The 16,158-nt window shown below is 73.0% G+C and carries 17 protein-coding genes; 6 read left to right on the forward strand and 11 right to left on the reverse strand.

Annotation, left to right across the window (positions count from 1 at the left end):
- Positions 1-435: amidohydrolase family protein (locus tag AB0F71_RS31300; RefSeq protein WP_360241460.1), on the forward strand; the 435-nt coding region annotated here is incomplete at its 5' end.
- 64 nt (positions 436-499) lie between these two features.
- Here AB0F71_RS31300 and AB0F71_RS31305 read toward each other — a convergent pair.
- Positions 500-1,489, reverse strand: a complete 990-nt coding sequence (locus tag AB0F71_RS31305; protein ID WP_360241463.1) for a hypothetical protein — start codon at positions 1,487-1,489, stop codon at positions 500-502.
- 198 nt (positions 1,490-1,687) lie between these two features.
- A complete protein-coding gene (locus AB0F71_RS31310; protein ID WP_360241466.1) occupies positions 1,688-3,481 on the reverse strand; it encodes a diguanylate cyclase in 1,794 nt (597 codons plus the stop codon).
- Between the two features lie 368 nt (positions 3,482-3,849).
- Here AB0F71_RS31310 and AB0F71_RS31315 point away from each other — a divergent pair, with 368 nt between their 5' ends.
- The gene (locus AB0F71_RS31315; RefSeq protein WP_360241469.1) at positions 3,850-4,377 is read left to right on the forward strand and encodes a flavin reductase family protein; all 528 of its coding nucleotides are present in this window, start codon (positions 3,850-3,852) and stop codon (positions 4,375-4,377) included.
- A gap of 46 nt (positions 4,378-4,423) precedes the next feature.
- Here the strand turns inward: AB0F71_RS31315 and arfB are convergent, their stop codons facing one another.
- Entirely contained in the window at positions 4,424-4,855 is a 432-nt protein-coding gene (arfB, locus tag AB0F71_RS31320) for an alternative ribosome rescue aminoacyl-tRNA hydrolase ArfB (RefSeq protein ID WP_360241472.1), read from the reverse strand.
- Between the two features lie 110 nt (positions 4,856-4,965).
- Here arfB and AB0F71_RS31325 point away from each other — a divergent pair, with 110 nt between their 5' ends.
- On the forward strand, positions 4,966-5,454 hold the full coding sequence (locus AB0F71_RS31325; protein WP_360241475.1) for a hypothetical protein: 489 nt from the start codon (positions 4,966-4,968) through the stop codon (positions 5,452-5,454).
- 146 nt (positions 5,455-5,600) lie between these two features.
- Positions 5,601-6,176 carry a TerD family protein gene (locus tag AB0F71_RS31330; RefSeq protein WP_360241478.1) on the forward strand — a complete coding sequence of 192 codons (576 nt, stop codon included), beginning with the start codon at positions 5,601-5,603 and terminating at the stop codon, positions 6,174-6,176.
- Between the two features lie 103 nt (positions 6,177-6,279).
- Here AB0F71_RS31330 and AB0F71_RS31335 read toward each other — a convergent pair whose 3' ends face one another.
- The 7 genes from AB0F71_RS31335 to AB0F71_RS31365 form a co-directional block, all read right to left on the reverse strand.
- Positions 6,280-7,533, reverse strand: coding sequence for a hypothetical protein (locus tag AB0F71_RS31335; RefSeq protein ID WP_360241481.1), 1,254 nt, complete (start codon positions 7,531-7,533; stop codon positions 6,280-6,282).
- A gap of 154 nt (positions 7,534-7,687) precedes the next feature.
- Complete coding sequence (locus AB0F71_RS31340; RefSeq protein WP_360241484.1) at positions 7,688-8,176, reverse strand: DUF3180 domain-containing protein; 489 nt, start codon at positions 8,174-8,176, stop codon at positions 7,688-7,690.
- A gap of 253 nt (positions 8,177-8,429) precedes the next feature.
- A complete protein-coding gene (gene folK, locus AB0F71_RS31345; protein ID WP_360241487.1) occupies positions 8,430-9,029 on the reverse strand; it encodes a 2-amino-4-hydroxy-6-hydroxymethyldihydropteridine diphosphokinase in 600 nt (199 codons plus the stop codon).
- Positions 9,030-9,072: 43 nt separating this feature from the next.
- Entirely contained in the window at positions 9,073-9,432 is a 360-nt protein-coding gene (gene folB, locus AB0F71_RS31350) for a dihydroneopterin aldolase (RefSeq protein ID WP_030288941.1), read from the reverse strand.
- 247 nt (positions 9,433-9,679) lie between these two features.
- The gene (locus AB0F71_RS31355; RefSeq protein ID WP_350509220.1) at positions 9,680-10,177 is read right to left on the reverse strand and encodes a nuclear transport factor 2 family protein; all 498 of its coding nucleotides are present in this window, start codon (positions 10,175-10,177) and stop codon (positions 9,680-9,682) included.
- Between the two features lie 10 nt (positions 10,178-10,187).
- A complete protein-coding gene (gene folP, locus AB0F71_RS31360; RefSeq protein WP_360241491.1) occupies positions 10,188-11,060 on the reverse strand; it encodes a dihydropteroate synthase in 873 nt (290 codons plus the stop codon).
- A 144-nt stretch (positions 11,061-11,204) separates the two neighbouring features.
- Entirely contained in the window at positions 11,205-13,046 is a 1,842-nt protein-coding gene (locus tag AB0F71_RS31365) for a phosphatidylglycerol lysyltransferase domain-containing protein (RefSeq protein ID WP_360241493.1), read from the reverse strand.
- A 379-nt stretch (positions 13,047-13,425) separates the two neighbouring features.
- Between AB0F71_RS31365 and AB0F71_RS31370 the strand changes: the two genes are divergently transcribed.
- Complete coding sequence (locus tag AB0F71_RS31370) at positions 13,426-14,580, forward strand: alpha/beta hydrolase-fold protein (RefSeq protein WP_360241496.1); 1,155 nt, start codon at positions 13,426-13,428, stop codon at positions 14,578-14,580.
- Between the two features lie 116 nt (positions 14,581-14,696).
- Positions 14,697-15,485, forward strand: coding sequence for a ferritin-like domain-containing protein (locus AB0F71_RS31375; RefSeq protein ID WP_360241499.1), 789 nt, complete (start codon positions 14,697-14,699; stop codon positions 15,483-15,485).
- A 44-nt stretch (positions 15,486-15,529) separates the two neighbouring features.
- On the opposite strand, the gene folE is transcribed toward AB0F71_RS31375, so the two are convergent.
- Positions 15,530-16,135: a GTP cyclohydrolase I FolE gene (gene folE, locus AB0F71_RS31380; RefSeq protein WP_360241502.1), complete on the reverse strand. Its 606-nt coding sequence runs from the start codon at positions 16,133-16,135 to the stop codon at positions 15,530-15,532.
- Positions 16,136-16,158 lie beyond the last annotated feature (23 nt).

A 16,158-nucleotide genomic window follows, 5' to 3' on the forward strand; every position in this document is an offset into this window, starting at 1 on the left:
CACCTCCACCCCTCCGTCCTCGACCTCGCCTACCGCACCGCCGGCCCCAGCCGGGTCGCCCTGATCACCGACGCCATGGGCGCCGCCGGCATGGGCGACGGCCTCTACCCCCTCGGCCCCCTCCAGGTCCGCGTCGAGAACGGCGTCGCCCGGCTGGTCGAGGGCGGCGCGATCGCCGGCTCCACCCTCACCCTGGACGTGGCCTTCAAGCGCTCGGTGACCGTCAACGGCCTGACCCTCGCCCAGACCGTCGAGTCGCTCAGCGCCACCCCGGCCCGCCTGCTCGGCCTCGCCGACTCGATCGGCTCGCTGGAGACCGGCAAGCTCGCCGACCTGGTCGTGCTCGACTCCGACAGCTACGACCTGGTCGCCGTGATGCGCCGCGGCCGCTGGGCCGTCGGCGGCGACCGCTTCCCCACCGTCAGGTCGGCCTGAACAACGGCGACGGCCGCCCTCCCCCCGGTGGGGAAGGGCGGCCGTCCGCGTTCAGGGCCGGGCCTCAGCTGCTCGGCTCGACGGTGATCTGGTCGATCAGGATCGGCCCGGAGGGCACCGTGAAGCTGACCGAGTTCGCCCCCGCCTGGAACTGCGGCAGTATCCAGGTGGTGTACCAGGACGACGCCGGGTCCTTGCCGGGCGAGTAGTTCCGGTACGTCAGCCCGTTCGGCCAGTCCTTGCCGTTGACGGAGGCCGCGCCCTTCACGTCCCCGCCGGCGTTGTTGTAGTGCACGGTGAGCTTGTACGTGCCGGCCGCGGCGATCTGGCCGTTCCAGGTGACCGAACCGCCCTGCTGGAGCGTCAGGTAGCTGCCGTCCGCGGACTTGGCACCCTTGACGGTGTTGCCGGACGGCGCGTTCTGCCCCTGCAACTGGCCGGCGTCCACGGTCGCCGGGCCGGCCGAGACCGTGGCGCTCGCCGAGGGCGAGGCCGAGCCGGTCCCCCCGCTCGGCGTCGGGGCGCCGCTGGGCGCGGGCGGGGCGGCGCTGGTGGTGCCGCCCTTGGCGGTCTTGTCAGCGTCCGGGTCACCGGTGGAGAGCGCGATCCCGGCACCGATCGCGATCGCCGCGACCACGGCGACCGCGCCGATCACGGCGCCCTTGCTCCGGCCGCTGCTCGGCCGCTCGTCCCCCGGCTGCGGCCGGGAGTGCTCGGCGTAGCGGGCCTGCTGGGCGGGCGCGCCGTACTCGGCCTGCGGCGGCACACCGGGCTGGCCGTACTGGCCCTGCGGGGGCATGCCCGGCTGGCCGTAGGGCGGCTGGGCCGGACCGGGCTGGCCGTACGGCGGCTGCTGGGCGCGCGGCGCGCCGTACTGCGCCCGGCCGACCTCCATCGGGCGGCTGTACGGCGTCCGGGGAACCCCCTGCTGCGGCTCGGCCGGCTGTCCGGTGGAGCCGTCGGCCGGGCGGTAGAGGTAGCCGAACGGGTCGTCGTCCTGCGGGGCACCGCCCCCCTGGCCCTCGGGCAATCCGTTGTCGCCGGCGGTCGTCACGGTGGTCTGCTCCCCCATCCGGTGTGCGCCGCGCGCGGGCGGCGCAGATCATGGACGCTGTCGTACCGGGCACCCTACCTGCCGTACGTGACAGCAGGAAAAGAACCCTTGACAACCCGTGGGTAACCTGCGCGTTCCCGGGCGCCCGGCGCCCGACCCCTCCCGCCGGCCCCGGAACGGCCGCCGCGAGCCCCGTCCTCAGCCCGCGCGCCGGTGCGAGCGCTCGCCGCGCGCGCCCCGCACCGCCCCGCCCCGGGCCCGCTTCTCGTCGTACATCCGCTCGTCCGCGGTGTGCAGCACCTCCTCGATGCTCATCCCGCAGCCGGCCCAGCCCACCCCGAGGCTCACCCCGACCCGCATCGCCCGGCCGTCGATCCGCATCGGCGGGATGATCGCGTTGCGCAGCCGGTGGGCCAGGTCCTTGGCCTCCTCGCGGCCGATGCCGTCGGCCAGCACCACGAACTCGTCGCCGCCCAGCCGGGCCACCGTGTCGCCGTCCCGAACCGCCGCGCTCAGCCGCCGGGCGACCTCGACCAGCACCGAGTCGCCCGCGTTGTGGCCGAAGCGGTCGTTGATCGACTTGAAGCCGTCCAGGTCGCAGAAGAGCACCGCGAGCCCCTTCTCGACCGGCGCCGCCGGGCCGGAGCGGAACGGCACGGACCAGGCCTCGCCGCCGGGCCCGTACTCGGCCGGCACCACGGCGTGCACGTGCTCCCCGTACCCCGCGCCGAGCCCGGGCGGCGGCCCGCCCTCCAGCGCGCCGTACCCGTGCACCGGCCCCGGGTACGGGTCCACGCCCTCCAGTCCCTCGTACGCCGCGTGCGCGCTGTAGCTGTCGGCCGGGTAGGCGTACGGCTGCGGGTAGCCGACCTCGGCGGTCAGCGCGGGGGCGGCGCCGACCGGCTGCGGCTCGGCGCAGAGCCGGCGGGCCAGCCGGGCCTTGAGCTCGGCGCCGTTGGGCAGGCCGGTGAGCGCGTCGTGGCTGGCCCGGTGGGCGAGTTGGAGTTCGTGGCGCTTGCGGTCCTCGATGTCCTCGACGTGGGTGAGCAGGAAACTCGGGCCCTCGGCCGCGTCCGCCACGATCGAGTTGCGCAGGCAGACCCACTGGTAGCCGCCGTCCCGCCGGGACAGCCTCAGTTCCGCCCGGCCGCTCTCTGCGCTGGTGCGTTCCAACAGGGCCCGGTCCTCGGGGTGCACGAGGTCGGCGAAGCTCTGCTGGCGCAGCACCGCGCGGGGGCGGCCGAGCAGTCGACAGAGCGCGTCGTTGACCCTGGTCAGCTGGCCGCGCCCGGCGCCGTGGAGTTCGGTGATGGCCATCCCGCTGGGCGCGTACTCGAAGGCCTGCCGGAAGCTCTCCTCGCTGGCCCGCAGGGCCTGCTGCTCCTTCTCCAGCCGGGCCAGCGCGCGCTGCATCTCGGCCCGCAGCCGGGCGTTGCCGATCGCGATGGAGGCCTGCAGCGAGAACATCTCCAGGGCCTCGCGGGTCCACGCCCCGGGCCGCTTGCCGCTGCGCGGGCGGTCCACCGAGAGCACGCCGAGCAGGTCCCCGCCTGCGCTGTACATCGGGGCGAGCAGTCCGTCGGCGGGGTGCCAGTCGTTGGCGTAGACGGGCAGCGGGCCGTCCCCGATCCAGCGCGGGATGTCGCTGGCGACGGCCCAGCCGCGGTCGTACGGCAGGAAGCGCAGGGTGCCCCAGTGGTCGCTGACCCCGAGCAGCCGGTCCCAGGACTCCCGCGAGCCGACCTGGCCGAGCAGCACCGAGGGCCCGCCCATCGGGCTCTCCTCCAGCTCCCAGACGGCCGCCACCACCAGGTCGCCGTCCGGCCGGACCAGGCTGACCGCGGCGGCGTCGAAGCCGAGTCCGTGCACCGCGCCCTCGACGACGGCCTGCAGCGTGCCCGCCAGGCTGCGGGCAGCGTTGAGGTCCGCCACGACCCGGTGCAAGGTGCGGAGGGTCGCGAGACGGACGTACGGCTCCGACTCGGCTTCCATGCGGGGGCTCCCCGGCTGCTTCGGATAGTTCTTGATTGGTTATCGTCCGATTGCCAGAAGAACTGAATCACAGGGAGCACAGCGTTCGGCACGCTCGGTCAGCAATAGGCCACCACTTGTGACTTAAATCACACGACACTAATGCACCCTTAATCAGTTCATCCGCCCCATAGCAGGACATAAACCGCTATCGGAACATTTCTGGTGGTCGACCGCATCGGCCCCGGGCTGAAGCGGACTGCACCCGGCGGTACCCGCGCTTCACCCCTGGGAGTGACCCCGGCCCGCAGCGGAGCGCGCGCCCCGGCCGAGGTCCTACGACCACGGCCCGATGCCGTCACCCGGGAGCGACGACTACCGTGCGGTACGTGTATCCGTCCCCGCAGCCCGAAGCTGCCCCCCACGCCACGCCCGACGAGTTCCGGGCAGCCCTCTCCCAGCTCACCGCCGGTGTGAGCCTGGTGACCGTCCACGACGAGGAGGACGGCGAGGACGCCGGCATGACCGCCACGTCCTTCCTCTCGGTCTCCCTGGACCCGCCGCTGGTGCTGGTCTCGGTCCGCGAGGACTCCCGGATGGACGAGGTGCTCTCCCGGAACGACAGCTGGGCGGTCTCGGTGCTCAGCGAGGGGCAGAAGGCGCTCGGCTCCCGCTTCGCCATGAAGGGCCGGCTCAGCGACCGGCTGCTGTTCGCGGAGACCCCGCACCACCGCGGCGCCCGCACCGGGGCCCCGCTGATCGAGGGCGCGCTGGCCACCGTCGAGTGCCGCACCGAACAGCGGATACCCGCGGGCGACCACATCCTGCTGATCGGCCGTGTACTGGAAGCCGTGGTCCCCAACCCCGGCGGCCGCCCGCTGCTCTACTTCCGCGGCGGCTACCGCACGCTGGGCTGAAACGGTTCGGCGGGCGGCACCACCCGGCCGGCCGTACCTCTCGCCACTACTCGCCGCGCGGCGAGCGCCGACCCTGCTTGAGCTCGGAACGGTGCCGCTTGTTCTCCAACCGCCGCTCCACCATCCCCCGGCTGGGCCTGGTCGCCCGGCGGGCCTTCGGCGGCGGCGCGCACGCCTCGCTCAGCACCACCCCCAGCCGCACCGCGGCCGCCTCCCGGTTGCGCCACTGCGAGCGGAACTCCGAGGCCTGGATCACCAGCACCCGGCCGTCCACCAGACGGTGCGCCAGCCGCTCCAGGGCACGCGTGCGCCACACCTCGGGCAGCGCCTTCGAGGCGACCAGGTCGAAGCGCAGCTCCGCCTTGGAGTCGGAGGTGTTGACGTGCTGGCCACCGGGGCCGGAGGAACGCGAGAAGCGCCAGACGAGCTCGGCGTCGGGGACGACCACCGACCCCCGTACGCGGATGGGCTCGGACATGCGCCCATCATCCCGCGCGACCCCCGCGAGGTCACCCGGTTATCAGTGACTCGCCCGCTCGCCCCCGGGGCGGTCACCCGCACCCGCCCGCACCCCCGACAATGGCCTGTGTGATCGAGCTCGGCTACTCCCTCTCCAACCGCTTCCCCGACCCCCCGCAGACCGACTACCGCACCGCCCCCGTGCGCGCGCTGCGGTACGACCTGTTCTGCGGCGACGTCTACCTGGACGCCGAGGGCGCCGAACTCTCCACCCGCTGGGGCTGGGTCCCGGTGCTGGACTTCGCCTGGGCACTGTGCGACATCGTCGAGGAGCTCGACCGCGACCCGGACGGCTCCCGGGCCGCCCGGGTGCAGACCGCCGACCTCGACTTCACCCAGAACACCGAGCTGCTGCGCTTCGCCCGCCGGTTCAACTGGGTCGAGATCACCGCGACCTGGCTGCGGGACGAGCCCGCTGCCGTGGTCCGGCACAGCGAGCTGCGGCGCGAGGCCCGCGACTTCCTCCAGGACACCCTCGCCGACCTCTTCGACATGCACCCCGACCTGGCCGACAACCCGAACATCTGGACGCTGCAGGGCCGGTTCCCCCGGGTCTGACGCCCGGACCCGACCGACCCTGCCAAGGCTTTGCCCACCCTTTGCCCGGCATTGACACCCCACGAAGAATTCACGGGTTCCCCGGAACCAAGGTGCCCGAGTACCGCGTTGTCCCGGGAAAAGCGAACGAAGGGACTGCAATCGCCATGCCAGTGAGCCTCTCCAAGGGTGGCAACGTCTCGCTGACCAAGGAGGCCCCCGGCCTGTCCGCGGTCAGCATCGGCCTGGGCTGGGACACCCGCACCACCACCGGCGCCGAATTCGACCTCGACGCCAGCGCGATCGTCCTGAACGCGGACGGCAAGGTGCTGTCCAACGCGCACTTCGTCTTCTTCAACAACACCAGCACGCCGGACAACACCGTCGTGCACACCGGTGACAACCGGACCGGCGAGGGCGCGGGCGACGACGAGTCGATCAACGTCAACCTGGCCGGGCTGCCCGCCGAGGCCGTCAAGATCACCTTCCCGGTCACCATCTACGACGGCACCGCCCGCGGCCAGAACTTCGGCCAGGTCCGGAACGCCTACATCCGCGTGGTGAACGCGGCCGGCGGCGCCGAGATCGCCCGGTACGACCTCTCCGAGGACGCCGCCACCGAGACCGCGATGATCTTCGGCGAGCTCTACCGCAACAACGGCGAGTGGAAGTTCCGCGCGGTCGGCCAGGGCTACGCCTCCGGCCTGGCCGGCATCGCCCAGGACTTCGGCGTCCAGATCTGACGCAGCAGGAACGGCAACGCCGAGGGGCGGGAAGTCGGTCGACTTCCCGCCCCTCGGCGTCGGTGCCCTCGGGCGTCGGTGTCCTCGGGCGACGGCAGGCCGCTCAGCGCGAGGCGCGCAGCTCCGGGAGCTCGATCAGCTCGGTCTCGTCCTCGGGCGTCAGGTCCACCACGGTCGCCCCGTCCGGCTCGGCGTCCCCGGCGCGCACCGGCTGCTCCGGGTGCTCGGCCGCCACCTCCGCCGCGGCCACTCGGGCCTCCTGGGCCTCCTGGGCCTCGGCCTTCGCCTTCGCGGCGACCGCCTCGTCGCCCACCACGTCCGCCAGGTCCGTCCGCTCCCCCAGCTCGGCGACGCTGCCCACCGCCGGCGCCGGAACGGCCGCCCGGACCGCCGTGCCCTGGCCGCGGCCGAAGAAGCTGAACCCCTGCCCGCGCGCCTGGCCGGACTGCGCCGGACGCGGCCGCTGCCGCTCCGCCGGCGCCGGCACCACGGCCGGGGCACCCGGCGCCCCGCCGCCCAGCTGACCGACCGTCGCGGTCAACGCCGGGCGCAGCGGCGTGGGCTGCACCGGGGTCCGCCCGGCCGGCGCCTGCGCCGGGGTCGGCACAGAGGGCGCCACCGGGGCGGGCACCGACACCGCACCCGGCACCGGAGCGGCCGCCACGGCCGGACGGGCCAGAGCGGACTGCTGGGCCGGAGCGGCCTGCTGGGCCTGAGAAGTCTGAGCGACCTGAGAGGACGGAGCAGCCGGAGCGGCCGGGGCCGTCCGCGCCCGCAGCGCGACCTCCGCGCCCGCCGTGCGCTCCCGCTTGGCCTCCTGCTCGGCGGCGCGCCGCTCCAGCAGCCGCAGCACGGACGCGGCGCGCACGAACGCGGCCGGGCTGGCCGGGTACTTGGGGCGGCTCGCGGCGAGCGCCCGCTGGGCCGCCTCGGCCTCCTTGAGCGCCTGCTCGGCGACCGCCACGGCCCGCTCCCGGAGCAGCCGGGCGATCTCGGTCTCGGCCTTCGCCAGCCGCGACTTCTCCGCCGTCAGCCGCCGACCGAAGCGGGTGGCCCGCTCCTCGGCGACCTCGGCCGCGTACTCGGCCTCGGCGAGCTGCTCCTCGAAGCGCTCCTCGGCCCGCAGCCGCTGCGCCGCGGACATCTCGGCGGCCGCCCGGGCCGCCTTGTCGCGCTGACGCAGCAGCACCGCGAAGCCGAGCGTGGCGATCAGTGCGGCGACACCCACCGAGCGCACCAGGACGGTGTCCTGACTGAAGACCAGAGCGGCCAGTGCGGCGACCAGCAGTACGCCGGCGGCGGTGGGGGGAAAGACCCGGCCGAGGACGGAGGAATGACGGTGGCGTCCGCGAGACATGCCAAGAAACTAGCGTGCGAATTGGGGCCGTGTCAGCCCAGGGTCCCCTTCCGCCCTTGACAGTGGGCATTTTTTACCGCACGTGCCCGGCTTTTCACTCAAGATCACGAAAAAAGGGCTGCTCAGCGCCGTCCGACCGGATCCGGCCGATCCGTCAGCGGTGCGAGGCCGCCGGACCGGCCGGGTCGTCGTGGTCCTCCGGCAGCTTGCACACGTGCTGCAGCCAGAGCGCCGCCGCGATCACCGCGGCGCCCGCCAGCACCGCGAGCCCGGCGGTCACCGCCTGGTCCTTGCGCGCCGACACGTCCAGTTCGCCGAGCAGGTAGATCCCGGCCCCGGCGTAGATGCCGGTGACCACCGCGGAGACCAGCGCGCTGGCCTGGCCGAGCACCACCGCCCGAGCCGCCAGCAGCGGGTCGACCCCCTTCGCGCCGGGCTGCCGCTCGCGCACCGCCTTCAACCGGGACCGCAGCGAGAGCGCGGTCGCCAGCAGGATCACCGCCACCGCCGCCAGCACCGCCGGGGCCGCCGCCGGCACGGCCGGCAGCGTGTCCAGGGACGCCCACAGCTTGGAGCCGGCCCAGGACAGCGCCGTCGTCGCGGCGGTGATGCCGATCAGCAGACGGAGGCGAAGCAGCTTCACTCGGAGGTGGTCCTTCCCGGGGTTGGCGGAGCCGACCGCCCGCCCGGTGGCCCGGTGCGGCGGCGTCAGGCCACCGTACCGGGACCGGACGGACGGACATCTACTCGTACGGCCGGGCCCGGCCGCCGAGTTCCCGGCCGATCCGACCGATCCGGCGGCCCCGACCGATCCGGCGGCCCCGACCGATCCGGCGGCCCCGACCGATCCGGCGGCCCCGGCCGACCCGGCCGCGGGGGCCGGGTCCTGCTCGGTGCTACTCCGGCAGCGTCAGCCGGATGTCGTCGCGGCGCTTCACGCCCTGCGCGTCCGGGCCGCCGAGCGCCTCCAGCAGCGCACCGACCTGCCCGTGCCCCGGCACCTCGGCCTCGGGCTGGGCGTCCAGCCAGGGGGCGAGCACGAAGGCCCGCTCGTGCGAGCGCGGGTGCGGCAGCAGCAGCTGCGGGTCCTCGCTGACCACGCCCTCGTAGGCCAGGATGTCGACGTCCAGCGTGCGGGGCCCCCAGCGGACCTCCCGGACCCGTCCGAAGGCGTCCTCGATCGCGTTGCCGCGCTCCAGCAGGTCCCGCGGCGGCAGCGAGGTGCGCAGCACCACGACCGCGTTGTAGTAGTTGGGCTGTTCCTCCGGGCCGCCGACGGCCTCGGTCTCGTAGATCGCCGAAACGGCCTTGATCCTCAGCCCGGGGGTGTCCGCGAGCGCGTCGACGGCACCCTGGAGGGTGTCCAGCCGGTTGCCCAGGTTGCTGCCGAGCGCGATCACCGCACACCGCTGGCTGTGCAGCGTGGTGTCGGCGGAGTCCACCCGGCTCTCCAGGTCGAACGCGTTCGGCTCGGCGGTCGGGTCACTGCTGTTCATCGAAGAAATCCCTCTGCATCGGAAACCAGGCGCGCGGTGGGGGTCATGCGCGGCCCCGGTGGATGGTCACGGTCACGTCGTCGAACGGCACGGTGATCGGGGCGTCCGGCTTGTGCACGGTGACCTCGACCTCCTCGACCGCGTCGTGCTTGAGGCACTGGTCGGCGATCCGCTGCGCCAGGGTCTCGATCAGGTCGACGGGTTCGCCGGCGATGATCGCGGTGACCTCCTCGGCCACGATGCCGTAGTGCGCCGTGCGGGTGAGGTCGTCTCCGGACGCGGCGGGGCGGGTGTCCAGGTACAGCACGAGATCGACCACGAAGGTCTGGCCCTCGACGCGCTCGCGCTCGAAGACGCCGTGGTGGCCCCGGGCTCGCAGCCCCCGCAGGGTGACGCGGTCCAGCAAACGAATCACTGCTCCCAGTCGGACGGGCCCCGCCCGGAGGAAGGCATGGAAGGGCAGGGCGAAGACGGGCATCACGCCCGCCACTCCGTTTCGAATCTACCCGCGAGCGCGGACAACGCCTGACCGTCCTACCCGGCACGAACCGTCGCCACGCGCGCCGAAATGGCGATTGACGTGAACGTTCGGTGACCACCCGGAAATTCCCCGGCGACCACCCGGCGCCGAATTCCCGCAACCCCCGGAATCAGTCCTCGTCGTCCTCGTCACCGCTGGTCAGAACGGGTGAACCGTGGTGCGACCAGAGCTTCCACCCGGCCGGGGTACGACGGAACAGATTGCTCGACACGACCTTTCCGCCGACCAGCGGTCCGAGTTCCCCCTCCTCCTCGGCCTCACCGCCGGAGAGGATGTTCTCGGTGCACGTGACAAGGGCCACATCCCCGTGCACCTCGGCCTCGACATCGGTCAGGAAGAACTGGATGTACTCCGTGTTCATCATGATCAGCATGTACGAGCGGGTCACCTGGGCCCGCCCGCGCAGCACCGGCCAGCCGGGGTGGACGCAGACCACGCCGCCCTTGTCGTCGGCGTGCTCGGGCCCCAGCCAGGCCTCCTCGACCGCCTCGACGTCCCCCCGCTCCAGCGCCTCGTAGAACGCCCGGTTCGCCGCGAGCACCGCCTCCAGGTCCACCTCCCGGGCCTTCCCGGCCGTCCCGCCGCTCAACCTGCCGTCACCTGTCACAGACCCTCCCTCACCCCAGCCGCGCCGCGCGCTGCCAGGCCGCGACCACGCGGACGGCGTCCGCCGTACCGGACACGTCGTGCACCCGGACCGCCCAGGCCCCGGCCTGGGCCGACAGCACCGACACCGCGGCGGTCGCGTCGTCCCGCTGGCGGGCCGGGCGCAGTTCCCCGGTTTCCGGGTCGGCGAGCAGCGTACCCAGGAACCGCTTGCGTGAAGCCGCGACGAGGACGGGACGGCCGAGCGCGGTCAGGGCGTCCAGCCTCCCGAGCAGCGCCCAGTTGTGCTCGGTGGTCTTGGCGAAGCCCAGCCCCGGGTCGAGGATCAGCTGGTCCTCCTTGACCCCGGCGGCCAGCAGCGCGTCCATCCGCCCGGTCAGTTCCTCGACCACGTCCCGCACGACGTCCTGGTAGACGGCCAGCCGGTCCATGTCGGCGGACTGCCCGCGCCAGTGCATGACCACGAAGGGCGCGCCGGTCTCGGCGACCACCCGGGCCATCGCCGGGTCGGCGAGCCCGCCGGAGACGTCGTTGACGATCGCGGCGCCGGCCTCCACGGCCCGCTCGGCGACCGAGGCCCGCATGGTGTCGACCGACACCACCACCCCGGCGGCGGCCAGCTCGCGCACCACCGGCAGCACCCGGCGCAGCTCCTCGTCCTCGGGCACCCGCTGGGTGCCGGGCCGGGTGGACTCGCCGCCGACGTCCACCAGGTCCGCGCCGCGGGCCCGCAGGGCCAGCCCGTGCGCGATCGCCTTGGCGGCGTCGAACCAGAGCCCGCCGTCCGAGAAGGAGTCGGGCGTGACGTTGACCACGCCCATCACGGCGCAGCGGTCGAGCCGCGGCAGTCCGGCCGGCAACGAGAAGGACGGCGAATCGCTCATGCGCCCGCCCCGCTCCGCTCGGCGAGGGCATTCACCCACGCGCGCCTTCCGATGACCCGCTCGCTGCGCTCGCTCATGCCCCCATTATCGAACGGGGCCCCCGCCGGTGATTCCCGGCGGGGGCCCCGAAGGGTGCGAGCTGCCTCAGGCTGCCTCGCCGACCTCGCGGGTCGACGGGACGGGCATCAGGCCCTCGCGCTGGCGCTTGCGGCCGAAGCGCGGCATCCCGAGGGTGATGAAGGCCTCCGCCTGCATCGCGGCGAAGCCGATCCGCGGCAGGTCCCGGGTGTTCGGGAAGACCAGGAAGCGCGGCTCCCACTCGGGCTGGAACTTGGCGTTGAACTTGTACAGCGACTCGATCTGGAACCAGCGCGACAGGAACACCAGCAGTCCGCGCCAGGCGCGCAGCACCGGGCCGGCGCCGATCCGCTCGCCGCGGGCGAGCGCGGAGCGGAACATCGCGAAGTTGAGCGACACCCGGCGGATGCCCAGGGCGCCCACCTCCTGGAGGGCGGCGACGATCAGCAGTTCGTTCAGGCCCGGGTCGGCGGCGCGGTCGCGGCGCATCAGCTCCAGCGAGATGCCGTCCGGCCCCCAGGGCACGAAGTGCAGCACGGCCTTGAGGTCGTCGCCGCTCTCGCCCTCCTCGGGGGCCTTGTGGGCGGTGACCACCACGCAGTCGTCGTCCAGCGGGTCGCCGAAGCGGCCCAGGGCCATCGAGAAGCCGCGCTCGGTGTCGGTGCCGCGCCAGCGGGCAGCGGCGTCGGCGATCCGGTACTTCTCCTCGACGGTGAGGTCGGAGACCCTGCGCACCTTGCAGGAGTAGCCGTTGCGCTCGATCCGCTTGACCATCTGGCGGACGTTGCGCATGGCCCGGCCGGAGAGCGAGAAGGTGGCGGTGTCGACGATCGCCTCGTCGCCCAGCTCCAGCGCGTCCAGGCCCGCCTCGCGGGTCCAGACCTCGCCGCCGACCTCGCTGCAGCCCATCACGGCCGGCACCCAGGCGTGCTCGCGGGCCTCGGCCATGAACACCTTGATCGCGCCCGGCCAGGCCTCGACGTCACCGACCGGGTCGCCGGAGGCGAGCATCACGCCGGAGACCACCCGGTAGGAGATCGCGGCCTTGCCGGTGGGCGAGAACAGCACGCTCTTGTCGCGGCGCAGCGCGAAGTAGCCGAGCGAGTCGCGCTCGCCGTGCCGCTTGAGCAGCTCGCGGACCTTCTCCTCGTCCTCGGCGGTGAGCTCCGGCTTGGGCTTGCCCGGGCGCAGCGCCAGGTAGGCGGTGGTGAAGGCGGTCAGCAGGCCGAGCCCGCCGAGCAGGTAGGCGACCAGGTCGGACATCCGCTCGTTGTTGTAGCGGACCGGGCCCTCGAAGCCGAACAGCCCGTACCCGACGTGCTGCAGCCGTTCCACCAGGGCCGGGTGCCCGACCTCGTACTTGGTGCGGGTGCTCACGATCAGCAGGCCGAGCAGCACGCTGAGGGCGCCCATGACGACCAGGTTGACCACCGCGCCCCAGCGGGTGCGCGGGTCGGCCTTGGCGTAGAACTCGCGCTGGTGCACCAGCATCACGGCGAGGACCAGCAGCGAGACGACCGCCGGGCCGATCTGGTGCCAGCGCACGATGTGCAGCGCGGCGCTGACCGGCAGCAGCACGCAGACCGCCCGCCAGGCCCGCCGCTTGCGCCGGCGCAGCGCGTGCGCCAGCGGCACCAGCAGGATGCCGACCATCAGCGTGCCGACTGCGGCCAGGCTGGTGGTGCCGCCCGGCAGCTGCCCGGCGAAGGTGTGCATCTTGGTGTGCCGGAGCTTGGGGAACACCGCGCTGGCGATGTCCACCAGCCCGATCAGCAGACAGGCGTAGCCGACGGCACCGGGGAGCCAGGCCCTCGGGACGGCAGCAGCCTGGTTGCGCAGCGTCTGCAGGCCGCGCGGACGGCGCGGCGGCTGCTCGGGGCTCGGCTCAACGGACACGGGAACGCTCATGGAAGCTCAGCGTAGAGGCTGCGGTGCGGTGTCCGTCCACTCCGGGGGAGCACGTGTGATGGACCTTCATGCGTATTCCTTCATCGGGCAATGCGCATACCAAGGATCCGGAAACGGACGGTAATCCGGTGCCGTGGGCGCGCTGCGGGTTGAGCCGGGGGTGGGAGCCGTGGGTCCGCCGCCGCGTGGCGGGGCACGACCGTCCGGTACCTCGTACGTACGGTGGACGCCGCATTCTAGGGCGCCGGTTGCCCCGGACCTCCCCCCACCCTCCCGACCGCGCCGGGACGTCCGGACAGCCTAGCTGCGGTGGCCCGGCCTGACGGCCCGCCAGACGATGAAGCCTGCATCGACAGTGTCCCACCGGAAGGCCGACGGCATGGAACTGACCAGCGACGTGCTGGTGAACGCGCTGCTCGCACTCGGGGCCGCGGCCCTGGTCACCACCTTGTGGATCTGGCCCCGGCTGGCCCGGCAGCGCCCGCTCCCGGTGCTCGGCAGGATCGGGCTGCTGACCGTCGTTCAGGTCTCGATCCTGGCGGTGCTGGCGCTGTCGGTGAACAACTCCTTCGGCTTCTACACCTCCTGGGACGACCTGCTCAACCCCGGCGGCGCCAAGCTCGCGCTGACCAGCAACGAGAACCACAAGGGCGGCACCCCGGTCTCCGACCAGCTGGTCCAGCCGACCAACGAGGGCGGCATGGAGAGCGCCCCCAACCTCCCCAAGGGCCCGCCGGAGGAGGTCGGGAAGATCGAGTCGGTCCGGGTCAACGGCAAGGAGACCGGTTTCTCCGACCAGATGTTCGTCTACCTGCCGCCCGAGTACTTCGACCCGAAGTTCGCCCTGGTCCGCTTCCCCGTGCTGCTGGCCCTGTCCGGCTTCCCGGGCACCACCCTGAACCTGCTCAAGGAGCTGCCGCTGGTGCAGTCCGCGGTGGAGCTGCAGCGCTCCGGCAAGATGCCGCCGACCGTGCTGGTGCTGGCCCGCCCGTCGGTGGTCCCGGCCCGGGACACCGAGTGCGTGGACGTCCCCGGCGGACCGCGCAGCGAGACCTGGTTCGTCAAGGACGTGCCCGGGGCCCTGCAGAGCGCCTACCGGCTCGGCCGCTCCGCCGCCTCCTGGGGCCTGTTCGGCTACTCCACCGGCGGCAGCTGCGCGATGCGGCTGTCGATGCGCTTCCCGAACGTCTACGGCAGCGCCGCGGGCCTGCACGGCGACTTCTCGGTGCGCCAGGACCAGTACACCGGCGGCGACCTCTTCAACGGCGACAAGGCCCTGACCCAGCAGCACGACCTCGGCTGGCGGCTGCAGAACCTCCCGGCCCCGCCGCTCAACCTGCTGGTGGTCTCCACCCGCAAGGAGTCGGACTACCCGCAGACCGTCCAGTTCGTCGACCAGGCCACCCAGGTCGCGGCGGCCAATCCGCAGTTCAAGGTGGAGTCGCTGTACCTGGACGACGGCGGCCACAACTTCGACAGCTGGACGAGGGAGCTGCCCGCCTCGCTGGAGTGGCTGGGCTCCCACCTGGGCTGAGGCGTGCGGGTGATTACCCGCCGGTCGGGCCGTCCGACCGGCGGTCCGGGGGGACGTATCGCGGCCGCCCGCCCGACCACCGGCGGGCGCCGCCCCGGATCCGCGCAGGAGGCGCCGTGCTGAGCACCAGATCGCTCTTCAACGAGATCTACCGGAACGACCAGGCCTACCAGCTGTTCTGCAGCATCGCGGCCGGCGGCGAGGACCAGGGCGGCTGGGAGAACGAGCGGATCACCGCCCTCACCCCGGACCCGGTGCTCGCCCCGAAGGTCGCCCGGCACGGCGCGGACGAGCGCAAGCACGGCCGGATCTTCACCCAGCTGCTGAACAAGCGCGGACTGCCCAAGGTGCCCGTCCCGGACGAGGCCGACTACTGCATGCTGCTGGAGCGCCAGGGCGTCGGCCTGTCCCACGAGCGGCTGCGCGGCGACACCCCGCTGACCGAGCGCGAGATCATCACCTACCTCGCGCACAGCCGGGTCACCGAGCAGCGCGCCTCCGAGCAGATGCGCCAGCTGGTCAAGGTGTACGGGGACAACCCCGAGCTCGGCCGGGCGATGCGGATGATCTCCGCCGACGAGGACGACCACCTCGCCTACTGCCACGAGGAGCTGCTGCGGCTGGTCGCCGAGGGCCACGGGCCGTACGTCCGGCACACCCTGGAGACCTGCGCCCGCGGCGAGATCCGCACCCACCGGGACGTCGGCCTCGCCGTCACCGCCCGGATGGCGCGGATCCTGCGCTGGCCCCGCTGGCAGCTGGCCGTGGTCACCCTCGGGGTGCACGCCCTCTACCTGTACGACCGGGCCTTCGGCTGGCGCCGGATGGTCACGCTGCGGATGCCGGAGCGCCGCAACGCACTGGGCACCCCGGCTCCGCCGCACGCGGAGCACGAGGTGCCCTGAGCCGGTGCCCTGAGCCGGTGCCCTGAGCCGGTGCCCTTCGCCGGCTAGCGGCCGATGATGAGGCTCATCGCCTCGGCCCGGGTGGCCGGGTCGCGCAGCTGGCCGCGCACGCAGGAGGTGATGGTCTTGGCACCGGGCTTGCGGATGCCGCGCATCGACATGCACATGTGCTCGCACTCGACCACCACGATCGCCCCGCGCGGCTCCAGGATCCGCATCAGCGCGTCGGCCACCTGGCTGGTCAGCCGCTCCTGCACCTGGGGTCGGCGGGCGTAGACGTCGACCAGCCGGGCCAGCTTGGACAGCCCGGTGATCTTGCCGCTGGCGGACGGGATGTACCCGACGTGCGCGACGCCGCGGAACGGCACCAGGTGGTGCTCGCAGACCGAGGTCAGCTCGATGTCCTTGACCAGCACCATCTCGTCGTGGCCGAGGTCGAAGGTGGTGGTCAGGACGTCCTCGGGCTCCTGCCACAGGCCCGCGAATATCTCCTTGTAGGCCCGCGCGACCCGGGCCGGAGTCTCCAGCAGGCCCTCGCGGTCGGGGTCCTCGCCCACGGCGAGCAGCAGCTCGCGGATGGCGTTCTCGGCCCGCTTCTGGTCGAAAACACCGACGGCGGGCGGACCGTCGAGCGTCACCGGGTCGATCATGCGGGCCTCGCTTACTCGTGGGA

It is taken from the genome of Kitasatospora sp. NPDC028055 (genome assembly GCF_040637885.1).
Classification (GTDB): Bacteria; Actinomycetota; Actinomycetes; order Streptomycetales; family Streptomycetaceae; genus Kitasatospora.